This window comes from Pseudomonas monsensis (assembly GCF_014268495.2).
Classification (GTDB): domain Bacteria; phylum Pseudomonadota; class Gammaproteobacteria; order Pseudomonadales; family Pseudomonadaceae; genus Aquipseudomonas; species Aquipseudomonas monsensis.
In genome coordinates this window covers 1,107,668-1,124,886 of record NZ_CP077087.1, presented here as the reverse complement: position 1 = coordinate 1,124,886, position 17,219 = coordinate 1,107,668, and the positions used below count along the sequence as shown (strand labels likewise).

12 protein-coding genes and 1 pseudogene are annotated in these 17,219 nt (G+C 61.5%); 5 read left to right on the top strand and 8 right to left on the bottom strand.

Annotated elements, in window-relative coordinates:
* The first annotated feature begins 33 nt into the window (after nt 1–33).
* A complete protein-coding gene (locus HV782_RS04710) occupies nt 34–1,473 on the top strand; it encodes an ArnT family glycosyltransferase (protein ID WP_186746303.1) in 1,440 nt (479 codons plus the stop codon).
* Nucleotides 1,474–1,676: 203 nt separating this feature from the next.
* Here the strand turns inward: HV782_RS04710 and pmrG are convergent, their stop codons facing one another.
* Nucleotides 1,677–2,348, bottom strand: coding sequence for a lipopolysaccharide core heptose(II)-phosphate phosphatase PmrG (gene pmrG / locus HV782_RS04705; RefSeq protein WP_123465970.1), 672 nt, complete (start codon nt 2,346–2,348; stop codon nt 1,677–1,679).
* 251 nt (nt 2,349–2,599) lie between these two features.
* Between pmrG and HV782_RS28930 the strand changes: the two are divergent.
* Together HV782_RS28930 and HV782_RS28925 are read left to right on the top strand one after the other, a co-directional pair.
* Nucleotides 2,600–3,661, top strand: a pseudogene (locus HV782_RS28930) (methyl-accepting chemotaxis protein); the annotation flags it as partial.
* Nucleotides 3,656–4,519 carry a methyl-accepting chemotaxis protein gene (locus HV782_RS28925; protein ID WP_371260362.1) on the top strand — a complete coding sequence of 288 codons (864 nt, stop codon included), beginning with the start codon at nt 3,656–3,658 and terminating at the stop codon, nt 4,517–4,519. The pseudogene HV782_RS28930 and the gene HV782_RS28925, both read left to right, overlap by 6 nt.
* A 207-nt stretch (nt 4,520–4,726) precedes the next feature.
* On the opposite strand, the gene HV782_RS04695 is transcribed toward HV782_RS28925, so the two are convergent.
* From HV782_RS04695 to HV782_RS04670, 6 genes are all read right to left on the bottom strand, one after another.
* On the bottom strand, nt 4,727–6,082 hold the full coding sequence (locus HV782_RS04695; RefSeq protein WP_437180218.1) for a DUF1329 domain-containing protein: 1,356 nt from the start codon (nt 6,080–6,082) through the stop codon (nt 4,727–4,729).
* Between the two features lie 148 nt (nt 6,083–6,230).
* A complete protein-coding gene (locus HV782_RS04690; protein ID WP_123464465.1) occupies nt 6,231–8,189 on the bottom strand; it encodes a DUF1302 domain-containing protein in 1,959 nt (652 codons plus the stop codon).
* Nucleotides 8,190–8,236: 47 nt separating this feature from the next.
* Nucleotides 8,237–9,526: a phospholipase C/P1 nuclease family protein gene (locus HV782_RS04685; RefSeq protein ID WP_186746309.1), complete on the bottom strand. Its 1,290-nt coding sequence runs from the start codon at nt 9,524–9,526 to the stop codon at nt 8,237–8,239.
* 162 nt (nt 9,527–9,688) lie between these two features.
* On the bottom strand, nt 9,689–11,257 hold the full coding sequence (locus tag HV782_RS04680) for an FGGY-family carbohydrate kinase (RefSeq protein WP_123464461.1): 1,569 nt from the start codon (nt 11,255–11,257) through the stop codon (nt 9,689–9,691).
* A gap of 20 nt (nt 11,258–11,277) precedes the next feature.
* Nucleotides 11,278–12,870 (bottom strand): glycerol-3-phosphate dehydrogenase/oxidase, encoded by a 1,593-nt coding sequence (locus HV782_RS04675; protein ID WP_186746311.1) that lies wholly within the window; start codon nt 12,868–12,870, stop codon nt 11,278–11,280.
* A gap of 5 nt (nt 12,871–12,875) precedes the next feature.
* Nucleotides 12,876–14,471: an FAD-binding oxidoreductase gene (locus tag HV782_RS04670; RefSeq protein WP_186746313.1), complete on the bottom strand. Its 1,596-nt coding sequence runs from the start codon at nt 14,469–14,471 to the stop codon at nt 12,876–12,878.
* Between the two features lie 211 nt (nt 14,472–14,682).
* Between HV782_RS04670 and gliR the strand changes: the two genes are divergently transcribed.
* A complete protein-coding gene (gliR, locus tag HV782_RS04665; RefSeq protein ID WP_186746315.1) occupies nt 14,683–15,699 on the top strand; it encodes an AraC family transcriptional regulator GliR in 1,017 nt (338 codons plus the stop codon).
* Nucleotides 15,700–16,214: 515 nt separating this feature from the next.
* Complete coding sequence (locus HV782_RS04660) at nt 16,215–16,580, top strand: DUF6124 family protein (RefSeq protein WP_186746317.1); 366 nt, start codon at nt 16,215–16,217, stop codon at nt 16,578–16,580.
* A 258-nt stretch (nt 16,581–16,838) separates the two neighbouring features.
* Here HV782_RS04660 and HV782_RS04655 read toward each other — a convergent pair whose 3' ends face one another.
* Nucleotides 16,839–17,207, bottom strand: a complete 369-nt coding sequence (locus tag HV782_RS04655) for a glyoxalase superfamily protein (RefSeq protein WP_123464449.1) — start codon at nt 17,205–17,207, stop codon at nt 16,839–16,841.
* Between the last annotated feature and the right edge of the window lie 12 nt (nt 17,208–17,219).

Below are 17,219 nucleotides of genomic sequence, written 5' to 3'. Positions count from 1 at the left end.
CAGGCCTTCGCCCCTTCCGGTTGCTTGAAACCCATGTCGCGTTCCGCCACTTCGCTGTTTCTCCTCACCGCCCTGCTGTTTTTCTTCGCGCTGGGCAACCATCAATTGCAAGGTTCTACCGAAGCCCGCGTCGCCGGCATCGCCATGGAGATGCATCTGGACGATGACTGGGTCACGCCACGGCTGTTCGGCGAGCCGTTTCTGGAAAAACCACCGCTGAGCCTGTGGCTGGATGCGGGCGCGATGCGCGTGTTTGGCGTTTCGCCGTGGGCAGTACGATTGGCTTCGGCGGTGGCCGGGCTGCTCAGTGTGATGGTGTTGTACGGCATGTTGCGCCGGTTTGGCCGACCGAAAACGGTCGCATGGACCGCCGGCATCCTGCTGGCCACCATGGCCAGCTACTGGAGCAACGTGCGCGGGGTCGGCGAGGATGCGCTGCTGGCCCTCGGCGTGACCACCGCGTTGCTGGGGTTTTTCCAGGCGCAAAAAGCGTCGACCCCGGGCAGTTCGTTGCTGTTCGTGGTCGGGATCGCCATCGCCACCTTGAGCAAAGGGGTGTTGGGCCTGGCCATGCCGGGGGTGGTGATTTTCGCTTATCTGCTGGCCGACAACCTGTTGGACAAACGCCTGAAACTCGGCGACTGGCTGCGGCCGGGCCTGCTGACTGTGGTCGGTTTGATTCCGTTGATGATCTGGCTGGCGGTGCTCTATCAGCACGGCGGCGCGCAAGCGCTTAAAGAAGTGTTGCTGACCAACAGCGTCGGGCGCTTCAGCGGGTCGTTCGTCGAGGCGGGGCACTACGAACCGTTTTATTACTACCTCGCCAAACTGCCGGAAGCTTTTCTGCCGTGGAACATCCTGGTGTATCTGGGGCTCTGGCATTTCCGCAAAGAATTGAAGACCGACCGTTACCTGCTGTTCTTCAGCCTGTGGATCGTCGCGCAGTTCGTCATGCTGACGCTGGCGTCGAGTAAACGCACGGTGTACCTGATGTCGATGACACCGGCAGCAGCGGTGATCGCTGCGGAATATGTGGGTGTGCTGTTCGAAAAACTCAAAGCGTACGAATCTTCCAGACGCTTTGCAGGCCGCATCGCCCGTCATCGTCAGGCATTGGGCGCTACTGTCCTGACGGTGATCATCGCCAGTTACCTTGGCGCCGCACAATGGGCGCTGCCCAACGCAGATAAAAAACTCTCGTTCCTGCCGCTGACCGAACAAATTCAGACGCTGCAGGCGCAAGGGCATCAGGTCGCATTGTTTCAGGCCAACGAACGGCTCGGCGGTGCCAGCGTGTTCTACACCCAACAGGTGCTCAAGGGCCTGGACACGGATGCGCAACTGCACGAGTACCTGAGTGCATCGCCATCACACGTCGCGGTGATGGCGGGCGACAGCGAGCCCGCTGCGCCGCTGAAAGTGCTCAAGACATTGATCGTCGGGCGGCAGGCGTACTACTTCGTCGGCTACTGAATCTTTTGCCGCGTGGCGGCAAGCCATGGTGGCGAGGGGATTTATCCCCGTTGGGGCGCGCAGCGGCCCTTCTCTTGATTTAAAAGAGGGCCTGCTGCGCAGTCCAACGGGGATAAATCCCCTCGCCACCAATCAACAGCAGGCGTACTCAGGTTTCCGATTCAGCTGCAACACCCCGAAGTTGTAAACGCAGAAACGAGACGTCATCGGGCGGTTACCGTGCGCCAGTCGGAAGCTTCAATAAAACCGAGCATTTTGGGGCCCGCCGGACTCGCGGTGGAAACGAACAGCGAGGAGCCGTAACCCGGGTTCGAGGCCGAGACGTCCAGGTCTTTTTCAAGCTGCCCCATGCATTCGCTGTGGGTGACCAGAATCAGGTTGCGCCCCGGAATTTTATGCGCGAGCGCGTCCTGCAACATGCGCCCCTTGCAGTCGATCAGCCACTCTTCGCCACTGGCGGCGCGGTTAAACATATAACCGGCAGTCTGCACCGTGCGCATCGACGGGCTGTTGTAGATCTCGGCATTGTTCAGGCCCAGGTGCTCGAACTGTGCGCCCACGGCCACCGCGACACTGCGCGAGCGGTCGGTGATGCCGTCATTGCCGCTCAGGCAGGGCGCTTTCGAGTGATCGCAGCGCTCGACATGGCGCACCAGCACGATCACATCGCCCCTGGCCCAATCCGCCGCCAGTGCCTTGGCCCCGGCGACATTGCCGTGGGCCAGGTCCGGCACCGTCGCCGGGGCCAGCAGCCACAACGTCAACGGAATCACCAGCACCGAGGCCGCCAGCACCACCCAGGTATTGCGAAAACGCGCCAGGGCGCTCAGGTTGATCGAGCGCTTGACGCCAAACAGACTCAGTCTCAATTCCACAAAAACCGCCTCGCCAGCCAGCATCATTTGTCATTCGATGCGGCACGGTACCGATGGCCACGTGGGCAGGCAGTGAAACTCATGTGAAAAAAGTCTTGGGATCCGTTGTTACAAATCCACCGGGACAAAATCCTTTCAGCTCTCGGATTTACGGCCGATACAGTCCTGCTACACCCTTGCGGGCTCAAAAAAACAACAATCTTCCAGCCTGACCGACGATCGAGAAGCACAACGTTCCTGGAGGAATTGTGATGAATAGCTGGTTCGGCAACATCAGCGTGAACATGAAATTGGGCCTGGGCTTCGGCCTGGTCCTGGCCCTGACCTGCGTACTGGCCCTGACCGGATGGACCAGCCTCGGCGGCCTTATTGACCGCAGCAACTGGATGAGCGACATCACCCAGCTCAATGCCGGTCTGACCAAACTGCGCGTGGTGCGCCTGCAATACATGCTGACCAACGGCGACGAAACCGCCGCGCAGAATGTGCAGACCACCCTTGAAAGCTTTGCCGCCCAGCAGCAAGCACTGATCAACAAGTTCAAGAGCCCGGAAAACGTCAAGCTGCTCAAGCAGCAGGCGGCGACCATCGCCGAATACCAGACGTCGCTGAACAAGATGCGCAACGCCTACCGCACCGGCAACAGCGCGCGCGACGTGATGAGCACCAATGCCGAGACCGCTTACAACATGATCGAAACGATCAGCAAGCGCGTGCAGCAGATGGACATGAGCGAGCAGCGTTTCGAACAGTTCCAGGCAATCACCACCGCCAAGGAAGCGTTCATCCTCGCCCGTTACGAAGTGCGCGGCTACACCGCCACCACCAACGCCGAAACCGAACAGAAAGCCGTCGGCCAACTCGACGTCGCTATTGCCAGCCTCAAGCAGTTGAGCGCGCATTTCGCCGACAGCCAGCAAGACGCCCTGCGTCAGCTGGAAACCGCACTGCTCAACTACCGCAGCGCGTTGCAGGCGTACAAAAACGCCAACAGCGAAGCGGTGCAGGCGCGCAAGGAAATGACCGACCAGGGCACCGCGATCGTCAACACCAGCGAGCAGCTGTATCAGATTCAACTCGACCGTCGTGACATCGAAAGCGCTCAGGCCCGTACCTTCCAGCTGATCAGCACCCTGCTGGCGCTGTTGGTCGGTGTGATTGCCGCCGTGATCATCACTCGTCAGATCACCCGTCCTCTGCAAGAAACCCTGGCCGTGGTCGAGCGCATTGCCAGCGGCGACCTGACCCAGAACGTCACGGTCACCCGCCGCGACGAACTCGGCGTACTGCAACAAGGCATTGCGCGCATGGGTGTGACCCTGCGTGACTTGATCAGCGGCATCCGCGACGGCGTCACCCAGATCGCCAGCGCCGCCGAAGAGCTGTCGGCCGTGACCGAGCAGACCAGCGCCGGTGTGAACAGCCAGAAGGTCGAGACCGATCAGGTCGCCACCGCCATGCACGAGATGACCGCCACCGTGCAGGAAGTCGCGCGCAATGCCGAAGAAGCCTCGCAAGCCGCAGCCGCCGCTGATGGTGAAGCCCGTGAAGGCGACAAAGTAGTGAATGAAGCCATCGCCCAGATCGAACGTCTGGCGAGCGAAGTGGTGCGTTCCACCGAAGCCATGAGTGTGCTGCAACAGGAAAGCGACAAGATCGGCAGCGTCATGGACGTGATCAAGGCCGTCGCCGAACAAACCAACCTGCTGGCACTCAACGCAGCCATTGAAGCGGCCCGCGCCGGTGAAGCCGGCCGTGGGTTTGCCGTGGTCGCCGACGAAGTCCGTGGCCTGGCTCAGCGCACGCAGAAATCCACCGAAGAAATCGAAGGCCTGGTCGCCGGTCTGCAGAACGGCACCCAGCAAGTCGCGGCCGTGATGAACAACAGCCGCGCCCTGACTGACAGCAGCGTGGCCCTGACCCGCAAGGCTGGCGACTCACTGGAAAACATCACCCGCACGGTGTCGAACATCCAGTCGATGAACCAGCAGATCGCGGCGGCTGCCGAGCAGCAGAGCGCCGTGGCCGAAGAGATCAGTCGCAGCATCATCAACGTGCGCGACGTGTCGGAACAAACCGCCGCCGCCAGCGATGAGACCGCAGCGTCCAGCGTTGAGCTGGCGCGCCTGGGTGGCCAGTTGCAGCAGATGGTCAGCCACTTCCGCGTCTGACCTTCAATCAGCGCCAAAGCGTAAATCCAATCGCGGGCAAGCCCGCTCCCACAGGTAACGAGTCGAACACACAATTGTGAACGACTCAAAAAACTGTGGGAGCGGGCTTGCCCGCGATTGCGTCAGCCCCGTCACCCCAATGTCACAGACAACCCGCCTTGTGCAGGAGCTGCAGCAGGGATTGCGTTCGATCATCCGTCCCGTCTATTAGCGAGTGCCGCGCTGGCGCAACGCCGACGGCATGAAATACGCGTCTTCCGGCACCGGTTGCGAGAAGTCCACGGTGGAGGCTTCTTCGTTGTCGAGGTTCTGCACGTAGTAACGACGGGCTTGTAAGTCGTGGAACACGTCCAGTGCGCTCCAGGTGGTCGGCAGGTCGTAGAAGTTTTTCAGGTAGGCCATCGACACCCGCCACAACTCCCCTCGCCCATCGTATTGATCGACCAGCGCCGCGCCCCAGCTGTCCTCGTCAAGAAACAGCACGCGCCTGGAATAGATATGCCGCGCCCCCGGTTTCAGGTTGCCTTCGACCACCCATACGCGGTGCAGCTCATAGCGGGTGAATTGCGGGTTGAGGTGGCCCGGGGTGAGCAGTTGTGCGTACTTCACGTCCGGGCTGCCGACCTTGTAGTTGTTGTAGGGGATGTAGATTTCCTGCTTGCCCTTGAGCTTCCAGTCGTAGCGATCCGGCGAGCCGTTGAACAGGTCGGTGTCGTCGGCGGTGCGCAGGCCATCGGATGAGGCGATCGGCGTGTCATACGCCAGATTCGGCGCGCGGCGCACGCGGCGTTGGCCGGCGTCGTAGACCCAGGCCTGGCGCGGGTCCTTGAGCTGGTCGAGCATCTCATGCACCAGCGCTGCACCGCCGGCCAGCCGTGCCGGACTTTTCACGAAGGCGAGGTAGTAGAACAGGATGTTTTTCAGGTCGGCGTACTGCCCGCCCGGACGGTAGAAGTTGAACAGCGCTTCCTGCTGCGAAGTCACCAACGCAAAGCTGCCGTTGCGCTGCACCGGGGCCTCGGATGCGCGGCGCACCACGTAGATCCCGCGATAACGGGTGATGTGGTTCCACAGCACTTCGATACCGTCCTTGGGCACCGGGAACGGCACGCCGCCGTAGGCATCGGCGAATCCACTGCCGCCCTCCAGCAGCTTGGCCGAGGTCGCGTTCTTCAAGGTGTTGTCATACAGCCACTGCGGCGCGGAACCCGAACGACGCGACGGATAGACCGGCATCTGGAACGTGTCGGGGTAGCTGTTGAACAGCGCGATCTGCCCGGGACTCAGGTGCGCCTTGTACTGGTCGAGATTGGCCTTGGTGATGGTGAACAGCGGTTTGTCGGCGGCGTATGGGTCCGGGTGATGCTGACCCGGTTTGTAGCCGGCCGGCGCCTGGGTGATGCCACCGGTCCAGGCCGGGATGGTGCCGGCGGCGTTGCCCGCACGCTCGGCGCCCATGGGCGTGAGGGTGGTTTTCAGTTGTTCGGCTTGTTGCGGGGTGATGGCGGCGAGTGCACTGCCGGCGCTCAGGCCCATAACAAGCGCCAATGAGATCCGGGACATTCTTGAAGTGTGAAACATGATCTTCTCCAAAGTACAAAACCTGTGGGAGCGAGCTTGCTCGCGAAAACGGTGTGTCAGGCAACATCTGTGTTGAATCTGCTGGCCTCTTCGCGAGCAAGCTCGCTCCCACAGGGGGATGAGTTGGAATTCACAAGAAGTACTTGAGGTTGAACCCGACGTTGTCGCGGTCGCGAATCCCGTTGTTCTGCCCGCCGCCCCAGAAGTTGGTGTATTGCACCTCGGCTTCGAGCTTGTTCTGGTAGTTGGCCTTGATCCCCAGGGTGTAGGCCTTGCGCCCGTCGATGGTGTTGCCGGCCTGATAGCTGTTGCCTTTGAAATCGTCCTTGTAGACGACGTAAGGCGAGACGTTGACCCCGGCGTACACGTCGTTCCAGGTGCCGTTGAGCATGGCCGTGTAGCTGTAGGAATCGCGATTGACCTGATCGTCACGATCGCCGCCCGACACATAGGAATAGTTACCGGTGCCGGCGTAGTAACGACGACTGCCGTCATAAGCGGTGTATTGCAGGCTGCTGCCGCGCAGGTGCTCGGAGGCCAGTTCGAAGATGCCGAACAGTGAGTCGAACGACGCCGTAGGGCCGAAGTTATAGATAGTGCCCAGCGAAGTATTGAACGCTTCCACGCGTTCGGCGTTGTTGATCTGGCTGTCGAGGGTGACCATCTGCCCACCGACGTTGATCGCTTTGCCGGTCACTGCCGCAGCCGCACCGTTGGCCAAGTCGCCAATCAGATCGTTGGTCGCGGCGACACCGATAGGCAGGTTGGGCCGATAGGCCAACTCGCCGAACACCGAGGCCTCACCCAACGTGGTGTTGAAGCTGAACCCGTACATGCGGATGTCTTCGGCATAGCGCCGATGCGCCTGGATGTTGCCCATCACATCCGCGGTGGCCAAACCGTTGGCCAGTGCGCCGGCCTGACTGCCCGCGACACCCGCCAGCAGATTGGTCAGGGCATTCATGTCGATGCCCTTGTAACCGCCAAGATCCGCAGCGATGGTCGGTTCCTTGGCGTGGTAATTGACCAGGTACAAACCGAACTCGGTGCTATTGAGTTGCTCGGCAATGTAGCGAAAAGCGAAACCGAACTGACCGTCGTTGCGCGCGTTGTAGTCCTTGCCGATGGACGCGACCTTGAGCGTATTGCCGTAGGCCGGCGTCACGCCGTTGGCGTACAGGCCGGTGGTTTGCAGGGCCTGGCTCAGCAACGGGTTGTTGCCCAAGGCACTGTAAAGCCCGATGACGTTGCCAAACCCCGGCACCGGCGTGTCGAGCGCGGTGCCGCTGAAGTTGTTGTAGCCGGTGTTGCCACCATCGGCGAACAGGTCGGTCTGCGAATAGAAGGTGCCGACCGGGTCGATGCGGGTTTCCTTCCAGTTGGTCTGGTAGAAACTCTCCAGGGTCAGGCTGTCGGTCAGACCGATGTTGAAGCTCAGCGCCTCCACCGGTACCAGCACTTCCTTCACTTCGGCGCCGGGCAAGCGGTACTTGGCAGCGTCCACCGGGTTGGTGGTGTTGATCCCGCCGCGATAGAAAATTCCCTCGCCCCAGTTGAACACCTGGCGGCCGACCCGCGCGGTCACTGGCATCTGCGCGACGTCCCAACTGCCGTGGACATAGGCGTCGAGCATCTCGATCCGGCTGCCGGCGATGTCGCGGGTCTGACTGGTGAAACGGTCGTCCTGCGGGTAGCTCTGGCTCGGTTGCGACGGGTTGTTGTTGCGGTAGTAATCGTTGCGCTTGTCCATCAACTGGGTGTCGTAGAACGCCGTGCCGCGCACGAACAAACCGTAGTTCTGATAGTTGGCCTCAAGCTCGGAGGTGATCTTGTACACCTCGGAAACCAGCCCGGTATCGAAGTTGCGATTGCCGTCGTTGGTGTTGACGTCATCGTTGTTCTTGTCGCGCCCTTGCACCCGCCACAAACGACCATAGGACAGGGTCGTGTCGATCGAGCCGGTGACTTGATTGTCCAGCACGCTGAACTCGGCAGCCTGCACAGCATCCACCGCACAGAGTTGCAGCAGTCCTGCCAGGCCGACACCGGGAAGTGCCACGCCGGTCAGGCGCAATCGAGTGTTGATCATGGGTTTCTCCCTCCTTGTTCTTATTGTTTTTTGCGTGGCCGCGATGGCTAGGGTGCCAGCCCCGCACGGACATAAATCCGGCTGTGCGCGCCAAAATGGCCGAGCAGTTTGAACAGCTGCTGATTGAGTGCCGGATGCTCGAAACGCTCGCGCTGCAACTGATTGCCGCTGCTGAAATCGCTGGTCAACGGGGCCGTCTCCAGCCACTGGCCGATGGCTTCATCGAACGCTGCCGAGTCCTCGACCGACTCGGCACTGACTACTTCGCGCAAGTAGTCCACCGAGTACGGCGGATACTGTTTGTCTTGGGCCACATCAGCGTAGGCAGCGAGCATCGGATGCTGCTGACCGGCGCGCAGCAGGCGCCGCAGCCAGGTCGACTGGTATTTCTCGACTTCCATGTGGCGGGTGGCGACGCGCTCGATCGAGGCTTTTTTATCATCGGCAAAACCGGCCAACGCCTTGCCCTCCAGCAGCAACAGACTGGGCAGTTCGACCCCGGGCAATGGCTTGGCGTGATACGGCTGGGTCAAGTCCTGCACGTGGTGCACGCCCCAACCAAGGAACCGATAGCCCCAGTAGGTATGGCCACTGGCGAACGCCAGTCGCGCCAGCCCCAGGTACTGATAGGCGCGCCAGTCCGGCCAGCTGCGCTGAAGAAATCCGGCCGCGGCATACACCACCGCGCTTTCATGGAAGAAGCCCATGTGGAATGGCGCCTGCGAGCTGTACTGGAAACGCGCATCGCCAAACGGCTGCGGGCCGAAGCCGTACAGCGCGGCAACCGCGCCGGGGTTGTCGCTGAACAGGTTGATGTCGTGACCGTAATCCGGCTCATCGGCGGCGCTCGCAAGGACTGCCAGCGCCGCGACTTTTTCGCCGTCCGCCACGCGAATGAAACGCTGACGATTCCATGGCGAACGCGTCTGCTCGACCATCACCTGATCGGTACTGAGATGTTCGCGCTCGGGTATGTCTTGACCCGGTAATGGCTGAATGACCATCGCCAGATGAATGCGTGGATTGAGCCGCAACGCAGTGAGAAAGTCGTGGCGCAGATTGTCACCCGGCACGGCGGGCAGCTTCAGATTGTCGGGGCGCGGCGGGTACTGGGTGAAGTGTTCACGGGCGAAGCTTTCCTGTTGCTCCAGCAGCGCGACCACGGCCGGATATTGCTCGGCGAGAAAACGCTCCAGCGGCTCGACCTCCACCGGTGGCGCATCACGCAGCGCCGGCAATTCCTGCAACGCCAGATAGCTGCCCACCGTGTGGTTCGACCAGCCCCACGCCGTCGGGGCCATTGCACAAAGCAGCAACAGGAGAAATGTCAGCTTCATTGCTTTTAATTCTTATTGGAGGTGCTGTGGGGGTTGAGCCTAACAACCGCCCCCGGCGCTGACACTGTCCAATCTCACCAGAAAAAGTCTCCGATAGCGCCACATGAGAATCGCCATGCCTCCCTGTAGGAGTGAGCCTGCAAGGGAATTGGCGGTGTTTCTTCAGGCGGGGTAACCGGTGATTGTTCGGATGCTCTGATACAACGGTTTGAGCTGGCGATACATGCGCAGGTACACCTCTTTGTACAAACGCTCATAGACCTGCTGCGCCTCGGGTTGCGGCGTGAATACCGCGCCAACCCGCGTCATCGCCGCGATCGCACTCGGAAAGTCCGCATACAACCCCAACCCCACCGCACAACAGATCGCCGCGCCCAGCCCGGACGCTTCGTACACATGCGGACGTTCCGCCGGCAGGCCGAAAATATTTGCCGTCAGCTGCATCGCCGCATCGCTCTGCGAGCCGCCACCGGCTACCCGCAAGCGCTTGATCGAGACCTTCGAACGCTGCTCGATTTTTTCCATGCCCTGGCGCAACGCATACGCCAGCCCTTCCAGAATCGCCCGGTAAATGTGCGCACGGGTGTGCACATCGCCGAAACCGATCATCGCGCCTTTGGCCTCCACGCCGGGCTCGCGAATACCCGGTGACCAGTAGGGTTGCAGCATCAGCCCCATCGACCCCGGCGGCACCGCGTTGACCAGTGCATCGAACAACTGCTCCGGCTCGATGCCCTGCGCTTGCGCCTGCTGCATCTCGCGCAGACCGAACTCGTTCTTGAACCAACTGACCATCCAGTAACCGCGATAAATCATCACCTCGCAGTTGTACTGATCCGGCACCGCCGAGGGGTACGGCGGAATCAACGGAACGATTTCCCGGTAGCGCGCGCGGGTGCTGGTGATCGTCGCCGTGGTGCCGTAGGACAGGCACACCGTATCGGCATCGACCACGCCGGAACCGACCACTTCACAGGCCTTGTCGGCACCGGCGGCAATCAGCGGCAAGCCCTCGGGAATCCCGGTGTGGCGGCTGGCTTCAGCGCTGATGTGGCCGAGGGTTTCCCCAGGTTTGTGCAAGGTCGGCAACTGCTCGGGACGCACCGCCAGCGCCTGCCATTTCCAGTCGCTGGGCGCGGCCCATTTCAGGCGTTTGAAATCGAACGGCAGGTAGCCGACGCAACAGCCGACAGAGTCAACGAAGCGCCCACACAGACGATGGGTGAGAAACCCCGAGAGCAGCAAAAACTTGTCGGTCGCCGCCCAGATTTCCGGTTGATGCCTGGCGATCCAGTTGGCCTCGGCCTGGGCGCGAAAATAATCCACCGTAGCCTGCGCGCCGACCAGTTTGAACAGCCAGCCCCACGGGCCCTTGATCCCGCCCTCGACTTCACTCTGACGCTGATCGAGCCACAGAATCGCCGGGCGCAGCGGTTTGCCCGCGGCATCGACGTTGATCACCGTGCCGCGTTGAGTGGTTAGCGAAACACCGGCGATCTGCGAACGATCAATCCCGGTTTGCGCCCACACCTGCTGGCAGGCCTCGCCGAGTTTCGCCCAGTAATATTCCGGGTCCTGCTCGGCCCAACCCGGTTGCGTCGAGTAATACGCCTGTAATTGGACCTTGCCTTTGCCGAGCAGATTGCCCTGCAGATCGAAGAGCAATGCGCGCACGCTCTGGGTGCCGTTGTCGATCGCCAACAGGTAACGCTTGTTCGAATGGTTATCCATGGCGCTCTCTTCAAGGGGCATCAAGGCGTGGCCTCCGGCAAACCGTGATGGCGTTGCCACAACACCCGGTAACGCTGCTGCTCTTGCTGCCAGTGTGCATCGTCCCAGCCCAGACGTGGCTGGCAGAGCTGGCGAATGGCAGGGAAATACGCTTCGCCACCGCGCGCCAGCAACAAGCCCAGTCGGGTGCGGCGCAGCAATAGATCATCGAGGTGCAGAACCATTTCCGCCTCGCAGGCGAAGGCCAGCTCTGCCCACAAGGTGTCGGTGTTGCCGACCGTTTCGGGGCCCGCCTCGGCGATCAGCTGCGCCAGCCTCGGCAGGTCACGGCCGTGGCGTCCGGCCAGGCGTCGCCACTGTTGAGGGCTGAGTCCGGGAATGCTCAGGGCTGGTACGGCGGCGAACACCGCAGCGGCATCATCTTCAAAATGACGGCCGAGCATGTCTGCGCAAGCCTTGAGCACTTCAATGGCTTGCGGGCGAAACGTCGTCAGTTTGCCACCGGCCAGGGTCACGCAACCGGGCTCCTGCCACAGCACATGTTCACGGGTTTCATTCGACGGCTTGCCTTGATGCGCACTTGCGCTGCCTACCACCGGGCGCACGCCCGACCAGGTTGACAGCACATCGGTGGCCGAGACTTCGGCAGCGGGAAACTGTTGCGTGCAGGCTGCCAGCAGATAGTCGAGTTCTTCGGCGCTGATGCTCGCGCTCTGGTCCAGATCCTCGCGATGATCAAGATCGGTGGTGCCGACCACCGTCGCGCCCTCCCAAGGGAAAACAAAGACTGGCCGACGGTCTCGCTCATGCAGAAATGTGAACGCCTGCGCCACCGGCAAACGCCAGCCCGGCAGCAGCAGATGACTGCCACGCAGTGGTCGCAGTTGTCGCGGTGACTCGGGCAAACGCAAGCGCTCCGCCCACGCCCCCGTAGCCACCGCCAACACGCCGCAGCGCAATTGCAGCGGCCCACCCGCCTCGCAATCTTCGACCTGAACTCCGCACACCCGCCCGTCTTCGCGCAGCAACTGTTCGACGCGCACACCGTTGAGCACCACCGCACCATCGGCCCGCGCTTCGCTCAATACGCGCATCACCAGCCGCGCATCATCGGTCAGCGCATCGACAAAACAGGTGCCGCCAATCAGCTTGCTCTCCTTCACCCCCGGCGCCAGAAAACGCAATTGCTGCGCGTCATGAAAACGATGGCTGCGCCGTCCGGCCAACGCGTCGTAAACCGACAGCAAACCACCGAGCACACGCGGCCCGGGAAAGCCGCCGCGATAGTGCGGCATCATGAAACTCATCGGCTCCACCAGCCCCGGCGCTTCGTCGAGCAGACGCTGGCGCTCGCGCACCGAATCGCGGGTCAGGCGCCACTGGCCCTTGGCGATGTAACGCAAACCACCGTGGACCATTTTCGACGATCGGCTGGACGTGCCCCAGGCGAAATCCCGTTGTTCCAGCAGCAGGCAACGCCAGCCACGCCGCGCCGCTTCGCGCAGAATGCCGGCACCACTGATACCGCCGCCGATGACAATCAGATCCCAGGTTTCAGCTGCCAGCGTCGGCAGAATCTGCTGGCGCCACGCGGCGTTCCAGTCCTGATTCATGGTCGTCACTCCGGCAACAACGTGCCGGGATTGAGGCGCCCGGCCGGATCGAAGTGCTTGCTCAGCGCCTGCAAGGTGTCCAGCGCCAGCGCGCCTTTTTCGCGCAGCAGGTACGGTGCATGATCCTTGCCGACACCATGCTGGTGACTGATGGTGCCGTGGTTGTCGACGATGGTCTGGCTGGCCGCGTGTTTGAGTGCCTGCCAGCGCGCCAGCGTCGCCGGGTAATCCACCGCCGGGCGAAACACATAGGTGGTGTAGATGCTCGAACCTTCGCCGTAGACGTGGGACAAGTGGGTGAACACATGCACCCGCTCGCCCTGCGCTGCCAGGGCATCACGCAGGCTGTTTTCGATCAGGTTGAGCAAGTGGTCGACGTTGCTCCAGTCGGTGGCCGTTTCCAGGGTGTCGACCACGTAACCGGCGTTCCACAAGTTCTCGCGCAGGTAGGGAAAACGGAAACGGTTCTGCGCCCACTTCTTGCCGAGCAGGGTGCCGGTGAACACCCCGCCAAAGGCTTTCAGATGCTGCCGGGCCTGGGTCAATGACAGCGCGTTCTGCCGACGATTGCCGGTCACGCCGAAGGTCAGCAGGCACTTGCCCTCACCGGCGCCGCGCAGGTTCAGGTACTTCTCCAGCCAGGCGATTTGCTGTGGATGCCCGGCCAGCGCCAGTTGGGTTTCGGTTTCCACGGCGTTGGACAGACGCAGCATCGACAGCGGCACCCGCGCCTGGGCCAATTGGCGGATCGCTTGCAGCGCCTTGCTCCAACTGGGCAGGAAGACGCCATAAAAACGCTCATCGGCGGGCAACGGACTGACCCGCACTTTGACCTCGGAAATGATCCCGAAACGGCCCTCGCTGCCGAGCACCACTTCGCGCAGATCAGGCCCTGCGGCGGAGGCCGGGAAGGTCGGGATGTCCAGAGGTCCGGCAAAGGTTTCCAGAGTGCCGCCAGCAAACAATTGCTCGATGCGCCCGTAGCGCAACGACTGCTGGCCGCTGGAGCGACTGGCGACCCAACCGCCCAGCGTCGACAACTCCCACGACTGCGGAAAATGCCCCAACGTGTAGCCGCGAGCGCGTAGCTGACTTTCCACCTGCGGGCCGCTGGCGCCGGGGCCGAACGTCGCCAGTTGGCTGGCCTCGTCGAGGTCGCTCAGGCGATTCATCCGCGCCAGCGACACCGTCACCACCGGCCGCGTCGAATCCGGCGGATTGATGTGCCCGGCCACCGAGGTGCCGCCGCCGTAGGGAATCAGGCACAGGTCCTGTTCATGGGCGAGCGCCAGCAATTGGCGGATCTGCCCGGCGGTTTCGGGAAACGCCACGGCGTCGGGATAGTTGCCCAGCGCGCCTTCGCGCAGCGCCAGCCAGTCCGGCAGGCTCTGGCCGCGGGCATGCAGCAGGCGGTCATGGGCATCGACGCTGTACAACGCGTGCTGCGCCAGCCGCGAGGCCGGCACCCGCGCCAGTGCCGACTCCAGTGAGGCATCCGGCAGCGCGCGCCCGGCCCCCAGCCGTTCGTTGAGAAAACTCGCGCCCTGGGCCGGCAGTTCGACCACCGTGCCTGCCTCTCCCCAGCCGTTCCAGCGTCGCATGCGTGTGTCCTTCTTTGCCGTCGGATCATGGATGTTTCAGGCCTCCATACTAGCCAGCGGCCGCCCGGTGTCACGGTCGTATCCGGCCAGTTCATGTAGCCAATTGAGTCAAACGTCGCGCAAGCGTCAGGCATTTACTTTAGTCGCGGTTTGCACTTACCTTTCAGGCTATTCGTCTGCCCATGCCGCCGTTGATCAAAGGATCGGGATCATGCAATCGCTCGGCTTCACCTCAGTGCCGCCCCTGCTCAAATACCTGCGCCATGCCGAACAACTGGGCATGGCCATCGAGCCGGCATTGACCGCGGCCGGGTTGCAGGCGCAGCAACTGAGCGACAACACCCTGCGCTTGCCGGGTGAGGCTCATGAAAAACTGCTCGATTATTTCTGCGAACACTCGGGCGACCCGCTGTTCGGGCTTAACGCAGCGAATTTTGTCCTGCCCAACTCCTGGAGCGTGCTCGGTTACATCACCATGAACTGCGCGACGCTGGGCGATGCCATGAGCCGGATCATGCCGTTCGAGAAACTGGTGGGCGACATGGGCGTCAGCCGCGCCGAGGTGCAGGACGGCCATGTGCACCTGATCTGGACCTGCCGCTATCAGCGCCCGCGCATTCGCCGGCATCTGGTGGAAAACGTGCTCGGCTCGTGGCTGCACTATGCACGCTGGATTGCCGATACGCAGATGTCGCCGGCCGCTGTGTGGCTGGAGCATGCGCGCCCGGACGAGGTGACGCTGGCGCAATATGAGCAGTTCTTCGATTGTCCGGTGTTGTTCGATCAGCCCTATTCGGCGCTGGTCGTGCCGTTAGCGTACTTGCAGTTGCCGTTGCGCCAGGCCGATGCGCAATTGCTGCGCACGCTGGAAGAACATGCGATGGGGTTGATGGCGACGCTTGAGGATGCGTCGCTGGAACAGCAGGTGAAAAGCATCCTGCGGCAGTTGCTCAAGGAGGGGTTGCCGCGCAAGGAGCAGGTCGCCGAACAGCTCGCTGTTTCCGTGCGCACGTTGCAGCGGCAATTGCATCAGGCGGGGACGTCGTATCAGCAGATCCTCGATGATTTGCGCCAAGAGCTGGCCGAGCATTATCTGTTGAACAGCACGTTGCCGATTCAGGACATTGCGCAGTATCTGGGGTTTACCGAACCGCGGTCGTTTCATCGCACGTTCAAGAGTCGGCGGGGGATGCCGCCCGGCGAGTTTCGGCAGATGCATCGGGGGTGATTGTTCTGGCCCCATCGCTGGCAAGCCAGCTCCCACAGGTTTTTCGGTAAACCCAAATCTTGCTTACGACTCAATCACTGTGGGAGCTGGCTTGCCAGCGATGACGTCAGTCGCCGCACCGGAGGTCCGACAGGCAAACCCTCAATACCTGCAGTGCGATAAACCCATTACACCCAACCTGTTTAAAGACACTCAGCGTTACGCGAAACAGCCCACAAATCCTTGCGCCGCTGCCTACGCCTAAGCCAGAATCCGCCGGCTTGTGCGCCCAGGGCTTGCTGCGTAACTTCAATCGGGTCACTGATTCCCAGTGATCGGGTTTAGTAGCCCGTGGTAATTCTGCTGGTCGTACTTTCATCACAGGTGCTCTCGTACCTGAGCTTGATGGTGGCTGTACGTAGGGCGCTTCGGCGCGCCGGCTTAAGCTGAGTTCCCCGGTCTACTAACCTGCGTACAGCTGCCTCCCTTCCGTTTAGTAGCAGAAGGGTTGAAGCTCAATGAAGGGAACACAGCTTATGTTCAAAGTAACGCCAAACCCGCCGATCACCGACCCGGCCTCCCCCTACGAATCCCCCGACTCAAAGAAACTCCACGAAGCCGCCGAGCGCGCCCTCGACCACTACCTCGGCCCACCAACCGCCGAGATCATGGCCGCGCCCTACAAACCCAACAGGCTGTACATGACCGACCCCGAAGCCGATACCGAGTCGCTGCTGGTGGATGCCAGTGAAACCCTCGGCTCGGCCACCGTCATGCTGCATAACCACGCAGCGCTGGTTGAGGGCACGCACCGCAAAACCCTGCAAGGCATCGCTCAAGTGGTGATGTTGGCGGAGCTGGCGGTTAATCGCGTGCTGGATAAGTTAGTGCCGACCGAGTGACGAAAAAAGCCCGCTGTCAGACCGTAATGGTTTGGCAGCGGGCTTTTTTGTCTGGCTTGCGATTTTTGCCCTCACCCCAGCCCTCTCCCCGAGGGAGAGGGGGCCGACCGAGAGATGCTGACGATTTACGCCGACCTGCAAATACCGCCGGGAATCCAAAATCGCTGCAAATCTTTCAGGTCGATGTAACTCGAAAGCATCCCACAACCAGTCCCCTCTCCCTTTGGGAGAGGGTTAGGGTGAGGGGCTCTTCTCAGCTCAAACACTGATCGCGTTGGTAAACACCAACCGATTACCAAACGGATCAGCAATCGTCATGTCCTGACTCCCCCACGGCATCGCCTGAATCTGTGGGTGCGAGAACTTGTAGTCCTTGGCCACCAATTGCTGCTGGAACGCCTCCAGCTCATCGGTCTCGATGCGCAACGCCGAACCCGGTGTTGCATCGCCGTGATGCTCGGTCAGGTGCAGCACGCATTCGCCACGGGACACCTGCAGATACAACGGAAAATTCGCCTCAAAGCGATGCTGCCAGTCGATCTTGAAGCCGAGGAAGTCGACGTAAAACTCGACAGCCTTGGCTTCATCGAAGATCCGCAGGATCGGGGTGGTTTTGCCGAAGCTCATGGAAGTGCTCTC

Excerpts from the sequence above, each read along its gene's own strand:
- HV782_RS04710 (WP_186746303.1), top strand. The coding sequence starts at position 34 with ATGTCGCGTTCCGCCACTTCGCTGTTTCTCCTCACCGCCCTGCTGTTT.
- HV782_RS28925 (WP_371260362.1), top strand. The coding sequence starts at position 3,656 with ATGGGTGTGACCCTGCGTGACTTGATCAGCGGCATCCGCGACGGCGTC.
- HV782_RS04695 (WP_437180218.1), bottom strand. The coding sequence starts at position 6,082 with ATGTCCCGGATCTCATTGGCGCTTGTTATGGGCCTGAGCGCCGGCAGT.
- HV782_RS04690 (WP_123464465.1), bottom strand. The coding sequence starts at position 8,189 with ATGATCAACACTCGATTGCGCCTGACCGGCGTGGCACTTCCCGGTGTC.
- HV782_RS04685 (WP_186746309.1), bottom strand. The coding sequence starts at position 9,526 with ATGAAGCTGACATTTCTCCTGTTGCTGCTTTGTGCAATGGCCCCGACG.
- HV782_RS04680 (WP_123464461.1), bottom strand. The coding sequence starts at position 11,257 with ATGGATAACCATTCGAACAAGCGTTACCTGTTGGCGATCGACAACGGC.
- HV782_RS04675 (WP_186746311.1), bottom strand. The coding sequence starts at position 12,870 with ATGAATCAGGACTGGAACGCCGCGTGGCGCCAGCAGATTCTGCCGACG.
- HV782_RS04670 (WP_186746313.1), bottom strand. The coding sequence starts at position 14,471 with ATGCGACGCTGGAACGGCTGGGGAGAGGCAGGCACGGTGGTCGAACTG.
- gliR (WP_186746315.1), top strand. The coding sequence starts at position 14,683 with ATGCAATCGCTCGGCTTCACCTCAGTGCCGCCCCTGCTCAAATACCTG.
- HV782_RS04660 (WP_186746317.1), top strand. The coding sequence starts at position 16,215 with ATGTTCAAAGTAACGCCAAACCCGCCGATCACCGACCCGGCCTCCCCC.
- HV782_RS04655 (WP_123464449.1), bottom strand. The coding sequence starts at position 17,207 with ATGAGCTTCGGCAAAACCACCCCGATCCTGCGGATCTTCGATGAAGCC.